The organism is Candidatus Saccharibacteria bacterium (assembly GCA_016191105.1).
Classification (GTDB): domain Bacteria; phylum Patescibacteriota; class Saccharimonadia; order CAILAD01; family BJGX01; genus JACPPH01.
Genome location: JACPPH010000002.1, coordinates 181848 through 202431 on the forward strand (window position 1 = coordinate 181848; position 20584 = coordinate 202431).

General features: G+C 48.3%; 19 protein-coding genes. All 19 read right to left on the reverse strand.

Features of this window, described 5'->3' with window-relative positions; translation table 11 throughout:
* Positions 1–21: 21 nt before the first annotated feature.
* Positions 22–1326: an endonuclease domain-containing protein gene (locus HYX70_01170; GenBank protein ID MBI2797894.1), complete on the reverse strand. Its 1305-nt coding sequence runs from the start codon at positions 1324–1326 to the stop codon at positions 22–24.
* Positions 1323–2648 (reverse strand): UDP-N-acetylmuramoyl-L-alanine--D-glutamate ligase, encoded by a 1326-nt coding sequence (gene murD, locus HYX70_01175; GenBank protein MBI2797895.1) that lies wholly within the window; start codon positions 2646–2648, stop codon positions 1323–1325. The genes HYX70_01170 and murD overlap by 4 nt, the downstream gene beginning before the upstream one ends.
* Positions 2649–2662: 14 nt before the next feature.
* Positions 2663–3241 (reverse strand): FKBP-type peptidyl-prolyl cis-trans isomerase, encoded by a 579-nt coding sequence (locus HYX70_01180; GenBank protein ID MBI2797896.1) that lies wholly within the window; start codon positions 3239–3241, stop codon positions 2663–2665.
* A gap of 83 nt (positions 3242–3324) precedes the next feature.
* Complete coding sequence (secA, locus tag HYX70_01185) at positions 3325–5916, reverse strand: preprotein translocase subunit SecA (protein MBI2797897.1); 2592 nt, start codon at positions 5914–5916, stop codon at positions 3325–3327.
* A gap of 59 nt (positions 5917–5975) precedes the next feature.
* Positions 5976–6332, reverse strand: coding sequence for a ribosome-associated translation inhibitor RaiA (gene raiA, locus HYX70_01190; protein MBI2797898.1), 357 nt, complete (start codon positions 6330–6332; stop codon positions 5976–5978).
* 9 nt (positions 6333–6341) lie between these two features.
* The gene (gene serS, locus HYX70_01195; protein ID MBI2797899.1) at positions 6342–7637 is read right to left on the reverse strand and encodes a serine--tRNA ligase; all 1296 of its coding nucleotides are present in this window, start codon (positions 7635–7637) and stop codon (positions 6342–6344) included.
* Between the two features lie 40 nt (positions 7638–7677).
* Positions 7678–9249 carry a lysine--tRNA ligase gene (lysS, locus tag HYX70_01200; GenBank protein ID MBI2797900.1) on the reverse strand — a complete coding sequence of 524 codons (1572 nt, stop codon included), beginning with the start codon at positions 9247–9249 and terminating at the stop codon, positions 7678–7680.
* A 41-nt stretch (positions 9250–9290) separates the two neighbouring features.
* Positions 9291–9755: a transcription elongation factor GreA gene (greA, locus tag HYX70_01205; protein ID MBI2797901.1), complete on the reverse strand. Its 465-nt coding sequence runs from the start codon at positions 9753–9755 to the stop codon at positions 9291–9293.
* Positions 9756–9943: 188 nt separating this feature from the next.
* Positions 9944–11914 carry a penicillin-binding protein 2 gene (mrdA, locus tag HYX70_01210; GenBank protein ID MBI2797902.1) on the reverse strand — a complete coding sequence of 657 codons (1971 nt, stop codon included), beginning with the start codon at positions 11912–11914 and terminating at the stop codon, positions 9944–9946.
* 27 nt (positions 11915–11941) lie between these two features.
* Positions 11942–12442 (reverse strand): hypothetical protein, encoded by a 501-nt coding sequence (locus tag HYX70_01215; GenBank protein MBI2797903.1) that lies wholly within the window; start codon positions 12440–12442, stop codon positions 11942–11944.
* Positions 12439–13236 carry a rod shape-determining protein MreC gene (mreC, locus tag HYX70_01220; GenBank protein ID MBI2797904.1) on the reverse strand — a complete coding sequence of 266 codons (798 nt, stop codon included), beginning with the start codon at positions 13234–13236 and terminating at the stop codon, positions 12439–12441. The genes HYX70_01215 and mreC overlap by 4 nt, the downstream gene beginning before the upstream one ends.
* A 139-nt stretch (positions 13237–13375) precedes the next feature.
* The gene (locus HYX70_01225; protein ID MBI2797905.1) at positions 13376–14428 is read right to left on the reverse strand and encodes a rod shape-determining protein; all 1053 of its coding nucleotides are present in this window, start codon (positions 14426–14428) and stop codon (positions 13376–13378) included.
* Positions 14429–14650: 222 nt separating this feature from the next.
* Positions 14651–15457 (reverse strand): hypothetical protein, encoded by an 807-nt coding sequence (locus HYX70_01230; GenBank protein ID MBI2797906.1) that lies wholly within the window; start codon positions 15455–15457, stop codon positions 14651–14653.
* Between the two features lie 129 nt (positions 15458–15586).
* Positions 15587–16432: a CPBP family intramembrane metalloprotease gene (locus HYX70_01235; GenBank protein MBI2797907.1), complete on the reverse strand. Its 846-nt coding sequence runs from the start codon at positions 16430–16432 to the stop codon at positions 15587–15589.
* Positions 16433–16741: 309 nt separating this feature from the next.
* Positions 16742–17821, reverse strand: coding sequence for a site-2 protease family protein (locus HYX70_01240; protein MBI2797908.1), 1080 nt, complete (start codon positions 17819–17821; stop codon positions 16742–16744).
* On the reverse strand, positions 17818–18519 hold the full coding sequence (uppS, locus tag HYX70_01245; protein MBI2797909.1) for a di-trans,poly-cis-decaprenylcistransferase: 702 nt from the start codon (positions 18517–18519) through the stop codon (positions 17818–17820). Before uppS ends, HYX70_01240 begins: the two co-directional genes overlap by 4 nt.
* A gap of 13 nt (positions 18520–18532) precedes the next feature.
* Positions 18533–19093, reverse strand: a complete 561-nt coding sequence (gene frr / locus HYX70_01250) for a ribosome recycling factor (protein MBI2797910.1) — start codon at positions 19091–19093, stop codon at positions 18533–18535.
* Between the two features lie 8 nt (positions 19094–19101).
* Complete coding sequence (gene tsf / locus HYX70_01255; protein MBI2797911.1) at positions 19102–19716, reverse strand: translation elongation factor Ts; 615 nt, start codon at positions 19714–19716, stop codon at positions 19102–19104.
* Complete coding sequence (gene rpsB / locus HYX70_01260; GenBank protein MBI2797912.1) at positions 19716–20564, reverse strand: 30S ribosomal protein S2; 849 nt, start codon at positions 20562–20564, stop codon at positions 19716–19718. Before rpsB ends, tsf begins: the two co-directional genes overlap by 1 nt.
* Positions 20565–20584 lie beyond the last annotated feature (20 nt).

A 20584-nucleotide genomic window follows, 5' to 3' on the forward strand; every position in this document is an offset into this window, starting at 1 on the left:
TTACAGATCAACGCAAACAGCTTATGCTGAGCCTAGCAGTTCTTTGAGCCTTGACTCAATTTGATCTGGCATATAGCTCCTGTGCCACTTTTTATAGTCGTAATCTGGGCGTGGAAACACAAAACGAGCCAATTCTGGATAGTCGCCGCTATCTTTGGCTATTTGCATGGCCGTGCGTACCTCGGCGATTTCGCCCACGCACTCTAGCGGCTTAATGCCATCTAAGCCTAACATCTGCTCGAAGGTACCACGTAAATTATTATCGGCAAACAAGTCGCGACCATTGAATATCTCCATAAGCTCGGCTTTTTTTAGAAAAGGCGAGAATATAGTGTACACAAAGGCGCATTTAGGGCATTGGCCGCACCAGCTAAGCTTGTCTTTTTTATCCAAGTAAAAGTTACCATTGCAGCTCGAGAACAAGCCTTTGTATTTATCGAAGTAGTCTCGACAAAAAATCTCGGCAATTCGCAACTCGCTCAAAGGTCGCAAAACTGAATAAAAGTCCATATTAGCAGCTACATTATCTTTCAGGTATTTGTCCATAATAACCTCAAACATTGAGCTTTTTGAATATTGGTGGTTTACCGGCAGGTCTTTCCAGGTGGTGTTGGGTTCATCAGTTGAGGATTCAACCGCCCAAACCAAGCTCTTTTTGCCGGTTAAAATAGCCAAAACTGCCCCCATAAAGCCAATAATGGCCGTGACCGGCACATGACCGTTGTAGGCATCTTGCTCGTTAACCTCTTTTAGCTTGGGGTCGATTTGCCGGTTTATGCCAAAGCTTGGCTTGCCAATTTTATCTAGCAGGGGCTTAAACCGGTCGTGATGATAAACCACCCAGGTGAAATAATCCTCGCCTAACTTGTCTAACAACTCAGCGGCAACTATTGAATCCTTACCGCCTCCAACAGCCAGCAGCGAGCCTTTTAAATCTAGGCTTGGAGCCGGGCTGGCATGATCTGAACCCGCTGGAAACTTGGCAACCACAGCCGGATCAAGCTGGTTGGTATACAAAAACTGGCTTAAGCCATACAGATAAACGTCGTCGAAAAACGCCTTTTGAGCCGAATTAAGTCCACCTTTTTTAACGACTATCTCGGGTGCAAGATAAGCTTTGTAGTAACTAATGCCGGCCATTATCCACAAGCCAAACAAGACCCGATCGAATGCGGCTTGGTCGTAGCCTGCTGGATCGAGATTATCCCAGATTATTCGCTCCTCGAACTTAAGCTCGCCATCGAAGCTGTACTTTAAGGTCGCTATGTTAGCTTTGGTATCAAAGCTGTAATCTTCAAATATAAACTGTTTATACTTTGGCTTCATTTTAACTTTCTCACTGCTTCTATAAACTGATCGCCGCGGTCTTCGTAATTAGCAAACATATCAAAACTCTTGGCGCCAGGTGACAGCAACACGGCATCGCCGGCTTGAGACGACTTTGCGGACATCGTTACGGCTTCTGACATGTTTTGGGCCTTGGCATACTCAACCTTTCCGCCTAGTTGAGCGGCAAGACTATTGGTAGTGCTACCAATCAATATTATTTTTTTAACCTTATTATCTATAAGTTGTGACACTAATTGGCTGTAGTCCTGATTGTCGTCTTGGCCGCCCAAAATTAATACTTTTGGCTTGCTAATAGCCTCTGTCGCCACCCTGGCGGCAGTTGGGTCTTTAGATATTGAGTCGTCAACATATTCGACACCGCCAATCTCACTAATAGTTTGTAACCTGTGTGGCAAGCCCCCAAATTCAGACAGCACCTTAGAGTAAACAGTCTGGCCATCCACCAGATCAAATACGGCTGCACAAGCAGCACAGACATTATCTAACACATGGGCTCCGCGCATTTTAACATCGGTGGTCTTGGCAACTTGGTGTTCACCAACCAAGATCCGACCATCTTCCACCCTCGCCGCAGCTGGGTCGGTAGAACCTCTATCAAACGGGATTTTTGTTTTAGCCTGCGAGGCTTCGGCGGCTTGCTTCACCTTCTCGTCGCCAGCATAGAAGACCGCTACATCATCGGGCTTTTGGTAGCAAAATATATTAGCCTTAGCCTGCATATAGCCTTCAACACTAGGATGTATATCTAAGTGATCTGGCTCAATCATTAAGTGTACAGCTATGTGCGGACTTTGCTTGATGTCGGCTAATTGAAAACTAGACAGCTCAAAGACCACCCAATCTTTGGCGCTAACTTGCCCTAAGCTTTCCAGTGGAGCATCACCGATATTGCCAATCAGATGAGCTGTTTTGCCATCGGCTTTTAAAAATTCTGCTATCAACGAACTTGTGGTGCTCTTACCTTTAGTGCCGGTAACGCCAATTATGGGAGCTGGGCACTTAGTAAAAAATTCTATGGTGTTCGAGGTGATGGGCGCCGTGGTTTTAATGCGATGTGGCAGAATATCGGCTGTGCGCACCACTAGATCGAAGTTGTCGAGCAAGCCTGCAAAATCGGTGTTGCGCAGGACCTCCTGTAACTCCACATTGGCTGGAAGATTGCGAATCGGTGAGTTTTGGGCTGCTTGGGGGTTTTTGTAGTAAAACACCGTGCAATCTGAGCCTTGATTGCGAAAATAATCTAAGGCCGCGCGACCCTCACGGTTGTAGCCTAGTATTGCAACTCTTTGGTTAGACATAACTACATTATAACTTATTGAATTGCCATTAGCTGGACATCGAATACTAACGTAGCATTTGGTGGAATAGCGGGCGGATAACCTCTCTCGCCATAGGCTAGACTAGCCGGAACCGTAAGCCGGCGCACCACCCCCACCTTCATGTCTTGCAGACCAATGTCCCAGCCCTGGATAACTTGGCCAGCACCCAATTTGAAAGCGAATGGCTTTTTTTCGCCTTTTAGGCTAGTGTCGAACACATTGCCGTCAGTAAAGTAGCCTATGTAATGCACAGCCACGGTATCACCAACCTTGGTTTTACGATCACCCTGACCAGAATTATACTCTTCGATTTTCAAGCCATTACTAAGTGTTTGGCTGCGAACCGGCTGCGACTGTTGAGATGACGATGACGATTGCTGTCCAGTCGAACCCTGTTGCGAGTTAGGAGCAGTTTGCGGCTGGGTGGCAGGTGCTTGCAAAGTTTGCTGGCCCAAGTTGCCATCGAGCCCTGGCAAAGCAATACCGTTGCCATTGTAGTTAGACTCACTGCTTACTATAACCGGCTGGCTGGCTTGATCGTATTTATAAAACAAGTAGCCCACGGCGGCCATCAGCAATAGTAAAACAACCACAGGAACTAGCCATAGCCATTTTCTCTCAAAACGTCTTTTTTTAGAGCCAAATTCCATTTTGCCTAACGCTTCTTTTTCTTCTTTTTGAGCCTTTTGCGAATTGGTTTAAGCTCTGGTGATGCAGCATGTGAGAGCTTGTTGGCCTTGGGGGTTTTAGCTGGCTTAGACCTATCCTCAATCTCGGTCGAAGCAATGGCATGCTTAGCACCCTCGGTTATGGCAGTCTCAGGCTGGATCTCGATCACTTCTTGTGGCTGTACACTGACTTTGAATATCGTTTGTGATATCTCGGCATCTATGCCATTCTGGAGGCCTTGGAAGATCTTATAAGCTTCGGCCTTATACTCAACCAAAGGGTCTCTTTGACCATAGCCACGCAAGCCAATCCCCTCTCGCAGATGTTCCATGGTCTCGAGGTGCTGCAGCCAAGCGCGGTCAACAACCTGCAAGCAAACTAAGCGCTCAACTAATCGAGAGGTCGACTCGCCAAACTCTTTTTCTTTCTTACCATAGAGCCTTTCGGCCTTATTGGTGAGATCATCGATTATATCGTTTGGAAGTTTTGAGGTTACTTTCTTACTCCAGTTATTGTCGAGCGGAATAATGTTCTCAGCCTGCTTGGCAACACCGTCTAAGTCAACCACATTGGTGCTCGCATTGGTATTAGCGGCCACAACGCTGGCAAAGCCGGAGCGCACCATTGCTAAGATTTCTTTCTTTAGATTATCTCCACCCAAAAATGTACGGCGCATTTTATAAATAATTTCACGATGCGAGTTCATAACATCGTCGTACTCGACAAGGTGCTTGCGAATATCAAAGTTGTGACCCTCAACCCGTTTTTGAGCGGTTTCGAGCGCTCGGGTGATCATTTTGTTCTCAATTGGCGTGTCATCAGGAATATTAAGAGTATTCATAAGTGAACCAATTCGCTCACCACCAAATATACGCATAAGATCATCCTCGAGACTAACAAAAAACTGACTACTGCCAGGGTCACCTTGGCGCCCAGCACGACCCCGCAACTGGTTATCGATTCGGCGCGACTCATGGCGCTCTGTACCCAACACGTGCAGACCACCGAGATCTTTTACGCCTTCGCCCAAAACAATATCGGTGCCACGCCCGGCTATGTTGGTAGCCAGCGTAACCGCACCTTTTTGGCCGGCCGCGGCTACCGTTTCGGCCTCACTCTCGTTGTTCTTAGCATTTAGTAATTGGTGGGGCACTCTGGCCTTCTTAAGCTGGGAACTCAAGTACTCGTTGCGCTCAATGCTGACCGTGCCAATCAAAACTGGCTGCCCCTTGGCGTAGCGCTCAGCTACATCGGCCACTACGGCATCGTATTTGGCCACTTGAGTTTTATAAATTCGATCCTTCATGTCCTGACGAACCATGGGCATGTGAGTCGGGATAACCGTAACTTCGAGGTTGTAGATCTTAGAGAACTCTTCGGCCTCAGTTAGAGCCGTGCCGGTCATGCCCGACAATTTGTCGTACAACCTAAACAAATTTTGAAAAGTAATTGTAGCCAAGGTTTGGCTCTCGGCCTGAACTGTAACGTTCTCTTTGGCTTCAATGGCTTGATGCAGACCCTCTGAATAGCGGCGGCCGGGTAGCAAGCGACCAGTAAACTCATCGACAATCACAATCTCGCCATCGGGGCTAACGACATAGTCACGATCGCGCTTAAACAGGGCCTCGGCCTTTAAGCTTTGTTCAATCAAGTGCACATCTTCGATGTGGGCCGGCTCATAAATGTTCTTTAGGCCCAATGACTTCTCTAGGTCTTTTATACCGTCGTCGGTCAAGCTAACAGCTTTTTGCTTTTCGTCGATGGTGTAGTCTTTTTCGGGCTTGAGCGATCGAGCTAGTTTGGCAAATGTATAATATCGGTCGGTCGACTTTTGGGCTGGCTGGCTAATAATCAGTGGCGTTCGAGCTTCATCGATTAGAATTGAGTCGACCTCGTCGACAATGGCGTAATTGAGCGGCCGCTGTACCATTTGCGTGGAATCTTGTACCATGTTGTCGCGCAAATAGTCGAAGCCGAACTCGTTGTTGGTACCATAAGTAATATCGGCTCCGTAGGCCTCTTTGCGGCTGATCGGCTTGAGATGTTGCAAACGCTCATCATGGTGCGAATCGTCGATAAACTCCGGATCATACAAAAAAGCCTCGTCGTGCTTAATAACAGCCGTACTTAGACCAAGGAAGTGATAAATCTGAGCCATCCAGCCGGCACCTAAGCGCGCCAAATAGTCGTTAACAGTTACCAGGTGGGCACCTTTGCCACTTAGGGCATTTAAATATAATGGTAGCGTCGCAACCAGAGTTTTACCTTCGCCGGTCTTCATTTCGGCAATCTTGCCCTCGTGTAGCACAATCCCACCCACCAGCTGGACATCGAAATGCCGCTGACCGATAGTACGCCGGCTAGCTTCACGTACCACAGCAAAGGCTCGCTCCAATATATCGTCGAGTTTTTTGCCGCTTTCCAACTGTTTTTTAAATTTGTTGGTTTCCTCTTTGAGTTGCTTGTCGGTGAGCTTTTTAATTTCGGGCTCAAGCGCATTAATCCGTTCCACCCTAGCCCTGGCCTTCTTAATCTCACGCTCATTAGGATCACCAAAAATTTTTGTAACAAAAGACATAAACTGCTAAATTAACCTAGTTATTATACCAGATAACAACAGATAGGTCGAGGCCGTGACTACTTTTGCCGTAGTTTGCCTAGAGCATCTTTAATACGTAGCCGTTTAGGGACACTCTTGTCTTTGTAGCGACGGATTTGATCTTTGAGCTTGGCCTCAACAATATCGACTGCCGAATGCGGATTAATGGTAGCGGTTTCGGCCACCAAGTCAGGACCCGGCACCTCTAAAACTGCCGTGACTTTGTAGCGATTATCCTCGCGGCCCGAAGGATCGCGAAACACCTCCACGCGCATAGCCACAGCCTGGTGAGCTCGCGGCATGTATTTATCGAGCTTGCCAAGCTTGGTTTCTACGTATTTACGAAGGTTTTTGTCGATCTCGTACTGGCGCCCGCTAAGCTGTATTTTGATCATAACACCTCCTTATAACTTATCGGCTCCGTAGTATTTTTGCAGAACCCTAGGAATCGCTACCGAGCCATCTGCTTGCTGATAGTTCTCCATGATTGCAATCATGGTTCGACCCATTGCGAAAGCCGTGGCATCGTTGGTATGAGCAAAGCTAATATTTCCTTCACCGTCTTTTAATCGTAGGTTAAGACGTCGTGCCTGATAATCGGTCATATAATCAGCTGAATGGGTTTCACGATACTTATTTTGCGACGGAATCCAGGCCTCAATATCAACGCCGCGGAAATTAGGGTCGCCCATGTCGCCAGTACATTTAAGTAGCACATGGTACGGAATTTCTAGCTCCTGCATTAAATATTCCTGCACCGCAACCATAAATTTATGTTCATTCATACCGTCTTTTGAACCTGTAAAGCTCTCCATTTCTAGCTTGTCGAAGTGATGCATGCGCAAAATACCGTGCAAATCCTTACCGTAGCTGCCGGCTTCGCGACGAAAACTCGTAGAGTAGCCCAAAAAGCGCAATGGTAAGTCCTTGTTATCTAAAATTTCATCCTGATACATAGCTACCATGCTGTGCTCGGCGCTGCCTATGAGCCACAAGTCATCATCGGCTAACTTATAAGTAACTTCTTCGGCCTTTAGGCGCGCAGTGGCGGCATAGCTATCCGTTCGCAACATTACGGGTGGCAGCATTAGCTGAAATGGCCTAGTTGAGACACATAGTTTGGACTGATCAGTTATTTTTTTGATCTGATCTTCGCTAGTTAATACATCAATTGTCCAGTTTATAATTGCAAATTGCAGCTTAACCAAACCGTTCATTAGATAGGCAAAACGCGCACCTGAAACTTTAGCCGCCCTTTTTAAATCAATCGTTCCATGAGCCTCTCCAAGCGTTACGTGATCTTTTGCTTTAAATTCAAATTTTGGCCGTTCGCCCCACTTCGAAATCTCAACATTCTCTGACTCATCTTTGCCAACAGGTGTGTCTTGAGATGCAATATTAGGAACAGCGTAGAGCAACTTTAGATAATCAGCATTTACCTGGTTATAAGATTTATCTAGACAGTCTGCTTTGACTTTTAGATCTTTGCCTTTTTGCACTAAATCCTCAGTCGGCTTGCCACCTTTCGACTCTCTGGCCAGGGAGTTTCGCTCAGATTGTACACTTTCCAGCCGTTGAAGCTCATCACGTCTCTGGTTATCAAGTTCAAGTAGCTTGTCGATATCAACTTTTGCGTTCTTATTCTTAGCCGCATTCCTAACCTCATCGGTGTGCTCGCGGATGTACTTTATATCTAACATATTAGGCTCATTATAGCCGATTTTGATCTAGTCAGAAAGCTTAAGCTTTGCGAGCCAATCTATCTAAAACAAATTGTTTATCGAGGCTAGCCAAGAAATAGCCGGCTTTGGGGCCCGAATCTTTGGCGATAAACAGCTGGTATATGAGCTTAAAAGCATCGCCAGGCTTTAAATCGCAGGCCACGGAAGTTTCGTAAATAGCCGTATGAATAGCCTCGGGCTCGAAGCTGCCACCCGACAGTTCTTCGGCTAGCTTGTTTAAAAATTTCTCTTGCTCAGATCTGAGCTCAAGTTTTGGTAACTTCTGCTGAATCTCAAATTTAACAGTCTCTGGGGCGAACTTTTTGAGCCAGCGCCTAATATACTCGCATTCTCGCAAAATCGAGTCCTTTTGGGTTTTAACGGCTTCTTGGTGCCCCGTGCGATTAAGTAGCTCGAGTATCTCTTCGTCCTCTCCCTGAGCGGTTTGATAGACGGTTACTAAATGGCTAAATGGCACCGTGCTCACCACATGCTCATCGCCCTGCAAACTAGCAATTTGCCAAGATCGTTTGAATTCTGGCTCTTCGCCAGCCAGCGTTTCGGATTCGGTCTTAGCATATTCATCCACTAGGTTATATAAGCCTATACCTGGGTCAAAGAATAGTTGTCGTTCGGGTCGACTTTTGAAGGTAAAGTAGCGCAGAATTTCGGGTGGGATTATCTGCAAAGTATCGGTAATACTAACCAGGTTGCCGATTGAACTCGACATCTTCTTGGTCTCGCCTTTTAGGTTAATTGTTTCGTAGGGCACGGGATATGGTGCCGGTGAACCAAAAACCTCTTCCATAATTGCTTTGCCGGTGTCGTAGCTGCCACCTTTGGTGGCGTGTTCACGCCCAAAACCTTCGAGCTGGTTGCCCCAAATCTTCCACCAGGCCGGCCAGTGCACCCGCCAATCGAGCTTAACTTGGCCTTTGGCAATATTGGCTTGATGCTCTTTGCCATCGGTGCCCAGATAGTTAACCAAACCTGTTTGAGAGTTAAAGCCGACAAACTTAGCCGTGCGCAAGCTATTGCTGGTTTCATCAAGTACCTGAATTGGCTGCCAGCCGTCTTCAACCGCTCGACCACCAACTCGATGTAAAATTTCGGCAATCTGATCGCGCTTTTGTAAACTTAAACTAATTAACTCAGCAAAAGCACCTTTTTGATACTCTTGGTGGATGCGCACAACCTCCATCTCAATTCCAAGTTTTTTGGTAGCGTTTAAGTATTCATTGAAGTACTGATCGGCGTAACTCTTGGATTTACCATCTGGAGCAGGCACCAAGTAGAGTGGTTTGCCGGCTTCACTCTCGTAGCTTTCTGGCAAATATGGATAACGTTTGCGCAAAGCATCAAAATCATCGACGAAATGAACATGGCGGATAACACGGCCGTGTTCCCTTAAGCCGCGCAAAATCGCGTCTGGCACCAGAACCTCGCGCGAATGCCCTAGATGGTACGGCCCAGACGGCGTAATGCCACTGCACACCAAAAGCTCACCCTCCGGATACAGTTTTTGTATGTGACCGCAAATAAGATCGACCCAGTAGCCCGAAGCCGCAGCTTGATCCGATGTGTTACTCATAAATTTAGTATACGAGATTTAGCTTGATCGCAACAGTGTAACTAATTGACGCTTACAATTTTGTAAGTAATAGTACCGGCCGGGATTTCAACATCGACTTCTTCACCAACTTTACAGCCGATTAAAGCCTTGCCAATTGGGCTAACATCAGAGATCTTACCTTTGTCTGGGTTGGCTTCGGTGCTACCTACAATCTTAAATATCTGATCACCATCAGCCAGCAAAACTTTTACAGTTGAGCCAACAGCCACCACATCGGTTTTTTGATTCTTAATGACTTTAGAATGCTTTAGAATATTCTCAATTTCGGCAATCCTGCCCTCTATGAACACCTGTCGAGCCTTGGCATCATCCCAATCGGTATTTTCACTAAGATCACCAAACTCCTTAGCTTCTTTGAGTGCCCTAGCAACTTCTTTACGCTTATTTTTTGTGAGGTCAGCTAGCTCGGTCTTGAGCTCTTCAATGCCCTCCGACGTTAAATAAAAATCTTGCTTCTTTGCCATTCCCGCAGATTACCTCGCTTTCAGAAACACTTGGTTACTACCAAGCAAAACGACCATGTTTTTTGCATGGTCTAAGTTAAGCAATTTTACAACTGAGATTTACATCTCACCCTCAACACATGCGGTGTTTGTTTTCGAGTTTAAACCTGTAAGCCCAGCCTGTCAAGCTATTTGTTGCTTTTACCGCTCTAGCGTGGTGAAAAATACCATTTTAGAATCTCGTTGGTTACTGGCACCGAGTACTCAGCGCCTTCTCCAGAGTTCTCTACCAGCACCACCATGGCGATCTGGGGGTTTTTAGCCGGCGCATAAGCTACAAACCACGCATCTGGTTTAGTGGTTGGATTCTTGCCATCGAAGCCTTGTGAGCTGGTTTCGGCCGTACCGGTTTTGCCAGCCACCTGCACTGGCACTTCGTTCTTTATGCTACAACAAGCGGTGCCTGCCGCCACAGCTTGTTCCATGCCTTGGCGAATTAGATCGAGAGCCTGGGAGCTAACAACATTTTGCCTAACCGGCACCGGCTCAATCTTACGCACAGTCTGACCAGACGGGCTGCGCACCTCCAAAGCTACGCGTGGCTCATAAAGAGTGCCGCCATTAGCGATTGCTGCGGTCGCCATAACCAGCTGCATAGGCGTAGCCAAAAAGTCACCTTGGCCAATTGAAATATTATAGGTGTCGCCTAACCCCCAAGGCTCGCCAGTTTTTTGCTGTTTAGTAGCTGGCGTTGGCACATAGCCGTTGCTCTCGGATTTTATATCAATGTTAGTCTTTTGGCCAAAACCAAACTTTTTGTACCAGGCGACTAGCTTTTCTGGGCCCACCCCCTTAAACCCCTGGTAACCGCCACCCACCACGTAAAAGAAGATATCCGAGCTCCAGGTAAGTGCTTTAACTACATTAACAGGTCCCAAGCCACTAGCCTCCCAGCCCTTAAAAGTATAAACAATCGATGGGTTATATTGATTTTGTACCTCCAGCTTGCCCTTGTCATCGACAATAGTGCTGGCATTTATTACCTTCTCATCTAATGCGGCGCTCGAAATAAACGGCTTGATAGTCGAGCCAATGGGGTAGCTGCCATTCAAGGTTCGGTTAAACAGGGGCTTGGAGGGATCGTTGAGCAAGCGGCTATAGTCGGCCTGAGATATTCCTTTGGCAAACAGATTGTTATCGTAGCCCGGATAGTTAACTGCTGCCAACACCTGGCCGTTTTGAGGATTGACTGCTATTGCTGCTCCCGCCTTAGCGCCAGCCTTCTGAACTCCAGCCGCCAAAGCTTCGTAGGCTTTTGCCTGTAGATTCTTGTCGATTGAAAGAATTAAACCATTGCCAGGAGTTGGCTCAATTTTTGCCAAGTATTTTATAGGCTGTCCCGAGGCATCGACAGCCGTTTGTTCCTTGCCATCTACTCCCTTTAGATCTTGCTCATAGGATTGTTCGAGACCACTTTTGCCAATGTAGTCAATTTGGCGGTAGTTGGGGTACTGAGCCCATTCCTCGGCTGATATGCGCCCGGTGTAACCCAAAAAATGCGATAAATTACCCCCATCTAGATATTCCCTGATCGGGTTGACCTCTATAGAAAAGCCCCTCAGGCCGGCCTGGTATTCATCAATATTTAGAGCCGTGTCGCGGTCGACATTTTCGGCCACCACAACTGCTTGAGAATATTTTAGCCCTTTTGATTCTGCTTTGGCTTTTAGCTCGGCCGGCGAAGACCGCAACAGCCCTGCCAAGAGATTGTATTGAGACTGACGATCAGTAGCATTGCTTGGAAGCTGGCTCGGCATGGCTGTTAAATCGTAGTTGGCTACATTGCGCGCCACCACCTGACCATTACGATCATATATGGTGCCGCGGGGAGCTGTAATGTTTTGTGAGCGAACTCTGTTGCCAGCTGCTAGCGCCGTCGATTGCCGGCCATTTACAATTTGTAAATTGGCTAGCCGCGCAAACAAAACGATCGCCACGCCCAGCGTAGCAACTGCAAATACTATAAAAAAGGCGATCGGTAGACTGTCATAACCAGCAACCTGGTCGCTGCTACCGGTCATAACTGCTGCCGACCAGTCCTCGCTGGTTTTTACCGATTGCTCTCGCTTCGACGGCTTAAAACTTATGGCTCGATCATAAAAGTCACCAAATATCTTCAAGCTAACCCCCTGTTTGAATAGTAACCCCTACCTAGCATAAAAGTGTGACCATCGTCCGAGTAGTTGATAGAGAAATTTTATGGCTGGCAAGAGTAGCCAGGTCAACGCTCCAGCCACAACAGTCCGCCCCAATAGTATTAGTGCGATACTCGTCCAACCAGATACCAGTAAGAACTGTTGGGTGCCTACAACCCGAATAAAGCCGTACAGCAGACTAAAGCCACCGGCCAGCAGAATCATGACTATTACCGACGGTTCTTTTTCGCCCAGCTTAAAGACTAACTTAGATATCAACACCACCAACAAATAGTAAACCATGTGCAGACCAAAATCGCTGCCGCTATAGTAGTCTGCCAGAACTCCTGCCAGAATAGCTGGAATCAAAAGGCTGTCTAAGGGCAGCAGTACTGCCAACACAACCAGCAAGATAATGCTCAAATTCGGCCAAAGATTGCCCAGATTTGAGCCAACAGTTACCTGAAGTAAGCCGGCAAATATTAAGACAGCAACTGCAAAAACCGTTTTCATTGTTTCAACCCCAAAACCACAAAAACTAATTCTACTCTATTCACATCTACCAGCGGCTTTAGCTGGGCACTCTGAAACACAGCGTTGTCAGCCTTGTTAACTTGCTCTATTTGGCCAATTAGAATACCGCGTGGAACTAGGCCAGTACCGGTCGTTATAACCATCTCACCCACACCAAGACTGTCACCTTGCAAAACTTGACCAAATACATAGCCGCTACCCAGCTGGCCAGAGACAATCCCGTTGGCCCGGCCGTCTTGGGCAGTACCACGTATTTTAAACTGCGGGTCGCTTACCAAGAAAACTCTCGAGCTATAGTCATTAACCTGGTCGACCGTACCAACTAAGGCACCACTACTAACCACCGCCATACCTTTTTTTATGCCACTAGAGTTGCCTCTATCAATCGTAATATAACGCTGGGTCGTATCGACATCACTAGCCACAACTCTGGCCGGCGCCAAGTCTAGTGAAAGACTTTTATTAAACTCCAGTTGGGTGCGCAACTCTTCATTTTCGCGAGCAACTTCTTTAAGCGTAGATAATTGCTGTTTGAGTTGCAAAATTTCATCGGCTTGACGGCCATTTTCGCGATTCAGGTTCTGAACCTTGCCCAAAAACCCAAACACGTCAGAAACCGAACGGCCAACGCGAATTAGGCTGCGTCCGACCGGGTTAAAAATTTGATCGTGGATAATCCTAAATGGCCACAGAAACCCCAATATGTAAAGCAACATAATTAAGCCCGCAATCGCAGCCGCCACAACCACAGCAGGTGCATTTTTATTTTTCATGCCTTAATCCTATGGCCACGACTAAATCACGGATTTTAGTGCGATTCGAGGCGTCTATGGGCAGTGAATGTAGTCGTACTAACAGGTACGACGAACAAGCCTCGGAATTGGCAACAAAGAAGCCTGCAACATCCATGGTTTAGTAAGGTGCCTTCTCGTACTGGGTGCTCACCAGCACGTCTTTTAGCCTATCAATGTCTTCGAGTACCATGCCCGTACCCCGCACCACGGCGGTCAAAGGGTCTTGGGTAATGTGCACCGGCATTTTGGTTTGTTGTTCGAGCAGCTTATCGAGTCCACGCAGCAGCGCACCGCCACCAGCCAAGTAAATGCCGTGGTCCATAATGTCGGCTATTAGCTCCGGTGGTGTTTCTTCGATGGTGTGCTTAATGGAATCCACAATTGCTCGCACACTACGAGCCAGCGCCATTCGCACTTGGTCGGAATCGATAATCATCTCTTTGGGCAGGCCAGTTACCATGTCGCGACCGCGCAGTGGCGCCTCGAGGGTTTTGTCGAGCTTTAGAGCTGAGCCGATAGTGATCTTAATGTTTTCGGCGGAGCGCTCACCCACCTGCATGTTAAATTTCTCTTTGGCATAGTTAATAATATCTTCGGTTAGCTCGTCACCCGCTATGCGAATGCTACGACTAGCCACAATGCCGCCTAAAGATATCACCGCCACCTCGCTGGTGCCGCCACCAATATCGACAATCATATTGCCAGCGGCGTCGTGCACCTCTAGACCAGCCCCTACTGCCGCCGCCATGGGCTCCTCGATTAAGAAAGCCTGCCTGGCGCCGGCATTGCTGGCGGCATCTTCAACAGCCCGCTTTTCGACCTCGGTAACACCCGAGGGGATGCCAATCACCACACGGGGGCGCGGGAACAGCACAAAGCTCTCACGATGCACCTTTTCGATGAAATATTTAAGCATTTGTTCGGTAATCTCGAAATCACTCACGACACCATCAACGAGTGGACGAGTAGCTACAATATTGGCCGGGGTTTTGCCAACCATGCGTTTAGCCTCGTCACCAATTGCCAAGATCTGCTTGTTCTTTTTGTTAATGGCCACAACTGAAGGTTCGTTAATTAAAATGCCCTTGCCACGCACGTACACCAAAGTATTGGCAGTGCCAAGGTCAATGCCAATGTCGTGGCTGAATCTGCCAAGCAAAGAGTTGATCATGCGCATCCACCCCCAAGTTTCAGTGCGCATAATTCAAAAATATCCAAATTGTTTTTCTGCCAACGTTGGATCATGTAATTATAGTGTAACAAGCTACAAGGGCTGGTACTAGATAAAATCAGGTTTAAATTGCGTAGAAATGAAGAAGGGGCCCGAAGACCAGTGGTCGCGATGATCTCGCGAACCCCTTCTTCAGACCCCTGTGGGGACTGTCCCGTGCTACTAGTCCGACCAGACTTCCGGTGCGCTGTGCCGGGTTTGCCGGGCGCCATGCCAGTCGGTCTCGAGCAGAACCCGATTGCTGGCCAAGTTCCACTCCAGACGAGGAACCCCCACCCATGTGCCGTCTGGCAGGCAGAGCTCATAGCCAGCCATCTCGACGTAGGGCAGACGCTTGCCATCCTGCTGCTGAAGCAGCTTGGGGTGGTAGGCGTAGGCCGCCAAGACCTCAGCGTGGGCCAAGTTCCTGGACTTCTTCTCGGATCGCTGACAGATGTTGCCAACCATCCGACCTTTCGAGGGCTCCCAGTTCGCCAACAGATCGATGTGGACCAGGTGGATGCCCCGCTCGTAGTTGCACGCAGAGGAGTTGAGACGGAGATGATCCGCATCGGCGCACATACGTTCGGCACGAGTGTTGTCATGATCAACGCGGATCACTCGCCACCACGTCTCGAAGGTGGCATCGGGCGAGCCGAGGTCGACATAGAGCAGCAACAGGTCGTCGATCTGTTGCGCATGCTCCAGATCGTCCTCACTGAAGACACGCTCGAAGTCCTCGTCGCTGAGGGCGTAGTTCCAATACCCGGCGTTGTATTCACGCAGGAGCGCCATCTGCTCATGGATTGTCAACAGCTGAGCGTTGTAGCGGTCATACAGGCCCTCAACCGAGAACTTGCCGTCCACCAGAGCTTGCAGCCCCGCGATTGCCTCGTCAGCTGGACGCTTGCCACTCTTGACGAATTCGAAGAGGCGGTTGTACACCACCCCCAGGTCGCCGAGCTCCTGTCGTGTAGCTCTCTTGGCCATCTTAATGGCCTCCTTTGCCGGTGTTCATCCACGCTTACACTGTGTCGTGCATCGTGGTCTCAAGCCTCAGCTTGAGAGCGGCGCTTTATAGTTAAAAACGTTAACCACCATGCTTCTGTCAAGGTCTTGTTATCTGATCCAACCGGCAAGCAAAGCAAAAGCCAGCAAGTTGTTGAGCATGTGCAAAAATATGCCAGGAACAATGCTTTTGAGCCGCATATACATTAAACTCAAGAACATACCCAGCAAGAAAGTATAAATAATTACATTGGGCTGAAAGTGCAAAACAGCAAACAATATGCTGCTACCAGCCGCCCCAATTAACCAACCCCAGCGGCGCACCAAGGTTGGCAAAATCACCCCCCGAAAGTATATCTCCTCGACTATAGGCACGATTACTACGGTCGAGGTAAAACTAAATGCTAGTCCTGCCCCTGACTTGCCAAATTCAAAGCCCACAGCCTGAGGTGCATCGGCATTAAAGCTTGGCCAAAGCACTTTTATAGCCACATAGCTGATTGCCACTAAAACGACTGTTAATATGTAGAACAATACAACATATCCGGCCGAGTTCAGTGGCTTAAACTTACGCAAGCCAAAGTCAACTAGCTTAAGCCCGTATTTTTGCTTTAACATGAGCAAAACCAGGAATTCGATGGCTACGGTAATCAGCGTGAGGCTCACCCCAGACCAATACGGGTCGGTAACAAAAAAACTACTTAAAAAGCCTGGGAGCAAGCGGCTTTTAGCCAAAATAATAAGCATAATATAAAAACCAACCGGCAAGGCAACTATCATTGCCAGCGCCTTGGCGGCATCGCGCAGCCGCCAAGCTACGCCGGCAATCGCAAGATCTTTGCGCAAGGGATCCATGGCTTTATTATAGCCGAATGCACCTAGATGTTTTAGCGGCATTACAGCAAACAGGAAGCCAAAGAGGTTGGTGTGCTCCATGTTCGAGGACTGTTTGAGCATAAGTGAGTTCCGTAGAGCTGGAAGCAACAAGCTCTTTGGTGCTCTTGACTAGCGTCCATGCCGGCAGTTTTGGCTTAACTTTTTGCTGTCAAAAAGTAAGTCGGCCATTCGGCCGAAACTGAGTCTTGCGCTGTCCGCGCGGGACTTCTTTGAGTGAGCAAAGAAGCAAACTCACCGACATGGGCTCAAATCTAGAATCACAAAGTTGTCTTCACTTTCTGTTCTGCGACAGAGACGGCACTCGTGCTCGAACAGAAGCATTCAGACAACTTTGCTTTCTGATTTTCGAATGTCGGAGAACTACGGTAATTAGCGCAGTCGGTTTATGTCAGATATACTCACTACAATCAGCAGTATAATTAAGGCTGCAAAACCCAAAACGTGCACCAGGTTTTCGCGCGCCGGAGTAATCTTAACTCCAACCCGGCGCAAGATTATCAGTAGCTCTCGGCCACCATCAAGCGCCGGTAGTGGCAGGGCATTTATTACCGCTAGGCTCAATGATATCGAGGCCACAAACACCAATATGTAGCGCCAGCCAAACTGAATGATCTGCGAGAAGATCGAGACAATACCAATTGGCCCAGCTACCTGCTCACTGACCTTGGCTTGAGTAAACAGACCGACAATTAGGCCAGCAAAAGCACCTATTGTGGCCTCAACAAGCTGCCAAACCACCACCACCGCGGCAACCGGTGCCTGCCACCATGAATAACGCATAAGCTGCAAACTATCTGAGGCCACGCCTAAGTTGCCCTTGTTTGGATCGGTACCGAGTGTCGCTGTTGCCGTGTGCTCGCCCTGCGAGTTCTTGTAAACCAGAGTTATCTGTTGTCCGCCATGAGATTTGGTAAAGTCCTGCAACTGCTGATTGCTACTCAACATCTGGCCATTCACAGAAACCAGTTGGTCGGCCGTCTTGAGGCCGGAGCGGGCGGCGGCCGAGTTGGGCGTTACGGCCAAAACCGTTAGCTTGGCCTCGCCAATAGGTGCGGGCTGAATCGGGCCGAAACTTGGTAAGCCGCTTGGCAGCAATGGCGGCATGCCAACAATAAGTAGAAATGTAATCAATAAATAAGCAATCAAAAGATTCATGGTAACGCCTGCCATTACGATCTTGGTCTTTACCCAAGCCGACTTGCTGGCAAAACTGTCGGCACCCTTGGCCTCGCCATCTTCGCCTTTGAGGCGCACAAAGCCACCAATTGGAAAGGTGTTTATGCTAAACAAGGTACCGTTACTCTTACGACCCCATAGCCGCGGCGGAAAACCAACGCCAAACTCATCGACTTTTACGCCGTTGCGGCGGGCAGCCTTATAGTGCCCCCATTCATGAGCAATCACTAATACCGAGAACACCAACAGAACCAGAACAATCGTTAAGATCATTTGCCCCCACCATAGCGTCGTTCGCGGCCATTAAAGTCGTCGATCACATTATCGAGCCAGGCTACATCGAAGTCTGGCCAGTAAGCCGGCACAAAATTTAGCTCAGAGTAGGCACTGTCCCAAAGCAAGAAGTTACTCAGCCGTTGCTCGCCGCTAGTTCGCACTATTAGGTCTGGTGCGGGTGTATCGTGAGTAAAAAGGTGGCTTTTTATTACCTCTTCATCCACTTTGTCGGCGCTGATCTTGGAATCAACAATCTCCTTAACCGCCATTACGATCTCTTGCTGACCACCATAGTTAAAGCACAGATTCAACGTGCCAGCAGTGTTTTTGGCAGTTTTGCTCTCGGTTTCGTCGATGGCTTGTTGCAGCTTCGCACTCAAACGCTCACGAAAGCCCCAAAATCTGATTCGCACGCCCTTGCTATTAAGCTCTTCGAGATCTTGAGTAAAAATCCGATAAGCCAGGTTCATTAAATATGACACCTCGGCTTCTTGTCGGTTCCAGTTTTCGGTCGAAAATATGTAAGCACCCACCTGGGCAATACCTCGATCAAAACAGGCTAGGGCAATCTCTTTGAGGCGTTCGTAGCCAGCCTTGTGGCCGTCGAGCTTGGACAATCCACGCTCAACTGCCCAACGGCGGTTACCATCGACAATAAAGGCAATATGGTTTAGCTGGCTTTTGGCTTTGGCCATACTGGGGCTTTGGCTAGATAGCCATTAGCTCCTTTTCTTTGACCTCAACGGCCTCAGAAACCTTGCCCTGATAACGTTCAATCAAAGAATTCAAATCCTTTTCAACTCGAATTAGGTCATCCTCGGTAATTTTTTTGGCCTTGGAATCCGATTTAGCCTCATTCAAAACTTCGTGGCGCCCGTTACGCATACTCACATTGGCTTCTTCAGCTTTTTGACCTAGTAACTTAACCATTTGTGAGCGAGTTTCTTCGCTCATTGGCGGAATGTTCAGTCGCAGCGTGTGGCCATCGCTACTCGGGTTTAACCCTAGGGCCTGGTGTTCACGAATGGCCTTGTCGATTGCACTTAAATTAGCCTGATCCCAGGGTTGAATTTGAATGGTTTTGGCATCGGGCGTGGTGATCGTAGCCAAACCCTTAATGGGCATGGATTGGCCATAAACCTCAACCTTAATGCTGTCCACCAAGCCGGCATTAGCCCGGCCCGAGCGCAGCCCAGCTAGATCACCTTCCAGGTGCTCTAAGGCGGCCTTCATTTTGGTTTCAGCAGCGTTTAAGTACTGTTGATTCATGCTGGTTATTATACCGCAAGCGTTGGTTGGTCGCCACCAAGGCTTAGGCGTACAAAGCGTCGAATCACAATGTTTTCACCTAGCTTAGCCACTAGAGCTTGGCGCATCTGTTCGATGGTTTGCTCAGGATCTTTTACAAATTTTTGATCGCTTAAGCAGACAGCCTCGTAGTATTTGTTAAGCTTGCCCTCAACAATTTTGTCGGCGTGCTCGGCTGGTTTGCCGCTGGCCACCACCTCTTTTTTAATAACTTCTTTTTCTTTCTCTATCACATCTTCGGGCACCGATTCTTGGTTCAAGTAGACCGGCTCGGCAGCGGCTATGTGCATGGCCAGATCGTGAGTAAAGGCTTTAAAGTCGTCGGTGCGGGCTACAAAGTCGGTTTCGCAAGCCACTTCAACTAGCACACCAATCTTGCCACCATGAATGTAGCTTTCAATTACACCATTTTCGGCCGCTCGATCAGCCTTTTTGGCGGCTTTGGCCAAGCCTTTGAGGCGTAAAACTTCGAGGGCCTTGTCGTAGTTACCCTTAGCTTCTTCGAGTGCAGCTTTGGCATCCATCATGCCCGCCCCGGTGGCTTCGCGAATCTTTTTTACATCGTCGATACTAAAATCGGCCATTACTTCTCCTCCTTTGTAGCAACTTTGGCGGCCTCCATATCTGCATCTTTGGCGGCTTTGGCCCTGTAGGCCTCGTGGCCAACTCGGGCAGCCTCGGCAATTTTTGTAGTAATTAGTGTAACGGCCTTAATGGCGTCATCGTTAGCTGGAATGGGGTGCTCCACTCGGTCAGGATCAGCGTTGGTGTCGCAAATAGCAACCACCGGTATGCCTAGCTTGTGAGCCTCGGCAATGGCAATGTCCTCACGCGGCATATCAACTACAAACAGTGCCGCTGGCACGGTGTCCATGTCGACCACGCCACCAAAGATCTTTTCAAGATTTTCGAGCTCTTTTAGATTCTTAGAGCGGTCTTTTTTGCTCATGTCGGCAAAGTCGTTTTCGACTTGTTGAGAGCGCAACTTCTTCATGCGCAACACGCGCTTGCGGATAGTTTCTAGATTGGTTAGCATGCCACCCAGCCAGCGCTGATTTACATAGGGCATCTCGGCACCCGCGGCCGCTTTAGCCAAGACATCTTTGGCCTGGCGTTTGGTGCCAACAAATAAAACGTTGCCGCCACGTTTAGTGACGTCTTCGATGAACTTTTCGGCACTCTTTAGAGCCTCGGCAGTTTTGGTGAGATCCAAAATGTGCACCCCGCCTCGAGCAGTGTAAATAAATTCACCCATTTTGGGGTTCCAGCGAGCCGTTTGGTGACCAAAATGAGCCCCGGCCTCGAGTAGCTCGCGCAAGATTGGGTCAATCTTTGTCGTTGTTTTTTTGGTGGCTGGCTTTGCAGCAGCAGTTTTGACTGTAGACGTTTTGGGCGCAGCTTTTTTAGTAGCTGCAGTTGTTTTTTCGCTCATATTTCTCCTTGATAGCCTCG

Excerpts from the sequence above, each read along its gene's own strand:
- HYX70_01170 (MBI2797894.1), bottom strand. The coding sequence starts at position 1,326 with ATGAAGCCAAAGTATAAACAGTTTATATTTGAAGATTACAGCTTTGAT.
- murD (MBI2797895.1), bottom strand. The coding sequence starts at position 2,648 with ATGTCTAACCAAAGAGTTGCAATACTAGGCTACAACCGTGAGGGTCGC.
- HYX70_01180 (MBI2797896.1), bottom strand. The coding sequence starts at position 3,241 with ATGGCCGCCGTGGGCTACTTGTTTTATAAATACGATCAAGCCAGCCAG.
- secA (MBI2797897.1), bottom strand. The coding sequence starts at position 5,916 with ATGTCTTTTGTTACAAAAATTTTTGGTGATCCTAATGAGCGTGAGATT.
- raiA (MBI2797898.1), bottom strand. The coding sequence starts at position 6,332 with ATGATCAAAATACAGCTTAGCGGGCGCCAGTACGAGATCGACAAAAAC.
- serS (MBI2797899.1), bottom strand. The coding sequence starts at position 7,637 with ATGTTAGATATAAAGTACATCCGCGAGCACACCGATGAGGTTAGGAAT.
- lysS (MBI2797900.1), bottom strand. The coding sequence starts at position 9,249 with ATGAGTAACACATCGGATCAAGCTGCGGCTTCGGGCTACTGGGTCGAT.
- greA (MBI2797901.1), bottom strand. The coding sequence starts at position 9,755 with ATGGCAAAGAAGCAAGATTTTTATTTAACGTCGGAGGGCATTGAAGAG.
- HYX70_01215 (MBI2797903.1), bottom strand. The coding sequence starts at position 12,442 with ATGAAAACGGTTTTTGCAGTTGCTGTCTTAATATTTGCCGGCTTACTT.
- mreC (MBI2797904.1), bottom strand. The coding sequence starts at position 13,236 with ATGAAAAATAAAAATGCACCTGCTGTGGTTGTGGCGGCTGCGATTGCG.
- HYX70_01225 (MBI2797905.1), bottom strand. The coding sequence starts at position 14,428 with ATGATCAACTCTTTGCTTGGCAGATTCAGCCACGACATTGGCATTGAC.
- HYX70_01230 (MBI2797906.1), bottom strand. The coding sequence starts at position 15,457 with ATGGCCAAGAGAGCTACACGACAGGAGCTCGGCGACCTGGGGGTGGTG.
- HYX70_01235 (MBI2797907.1), bottom strand. The coding sequence starts at position 16,432 with ATGCTCAAACAGTCCTCGAACATGGAGCACACCAACCTCTTTGGCTTC.
- HYX70_01240 (MBI2797908.1), bottom strand. The coding sequence starts at position 17,821 with ATGATCTTAACGATTGTTCTGGTTCTGTTGGTGTTCTCGGTATTAGTG.
- uppS (MBI2797909.1), bottom strand. The coding sequence starts at position 18,519 with ATGGCCAAAGCCAAAAGCCAGCTAAACCATATTGCCTTTATTGTCGAT.
- frr (MBI2797910.1), bottom strand. The coding sequence starts at position 19,093 with ATGAATCAACAGTACTTAAACGCTGCTGAAACCAAAATGAAGGCCGCC.
- tsf (MBI2797911.1), bottom strand. The coding sequence starts at position 19,716 with ATGGCCGATTTTAGTATCGACGATGTAAAAAAGATTCGCGAAGCCACC.
- rpsB (MBI2797912.1), bottom strand. The coding sequence starts at position 20,564 with ATGAGCGAAAAAACAACTGCAGCTACTAAAAAAGCTGCGCCCAAAACG.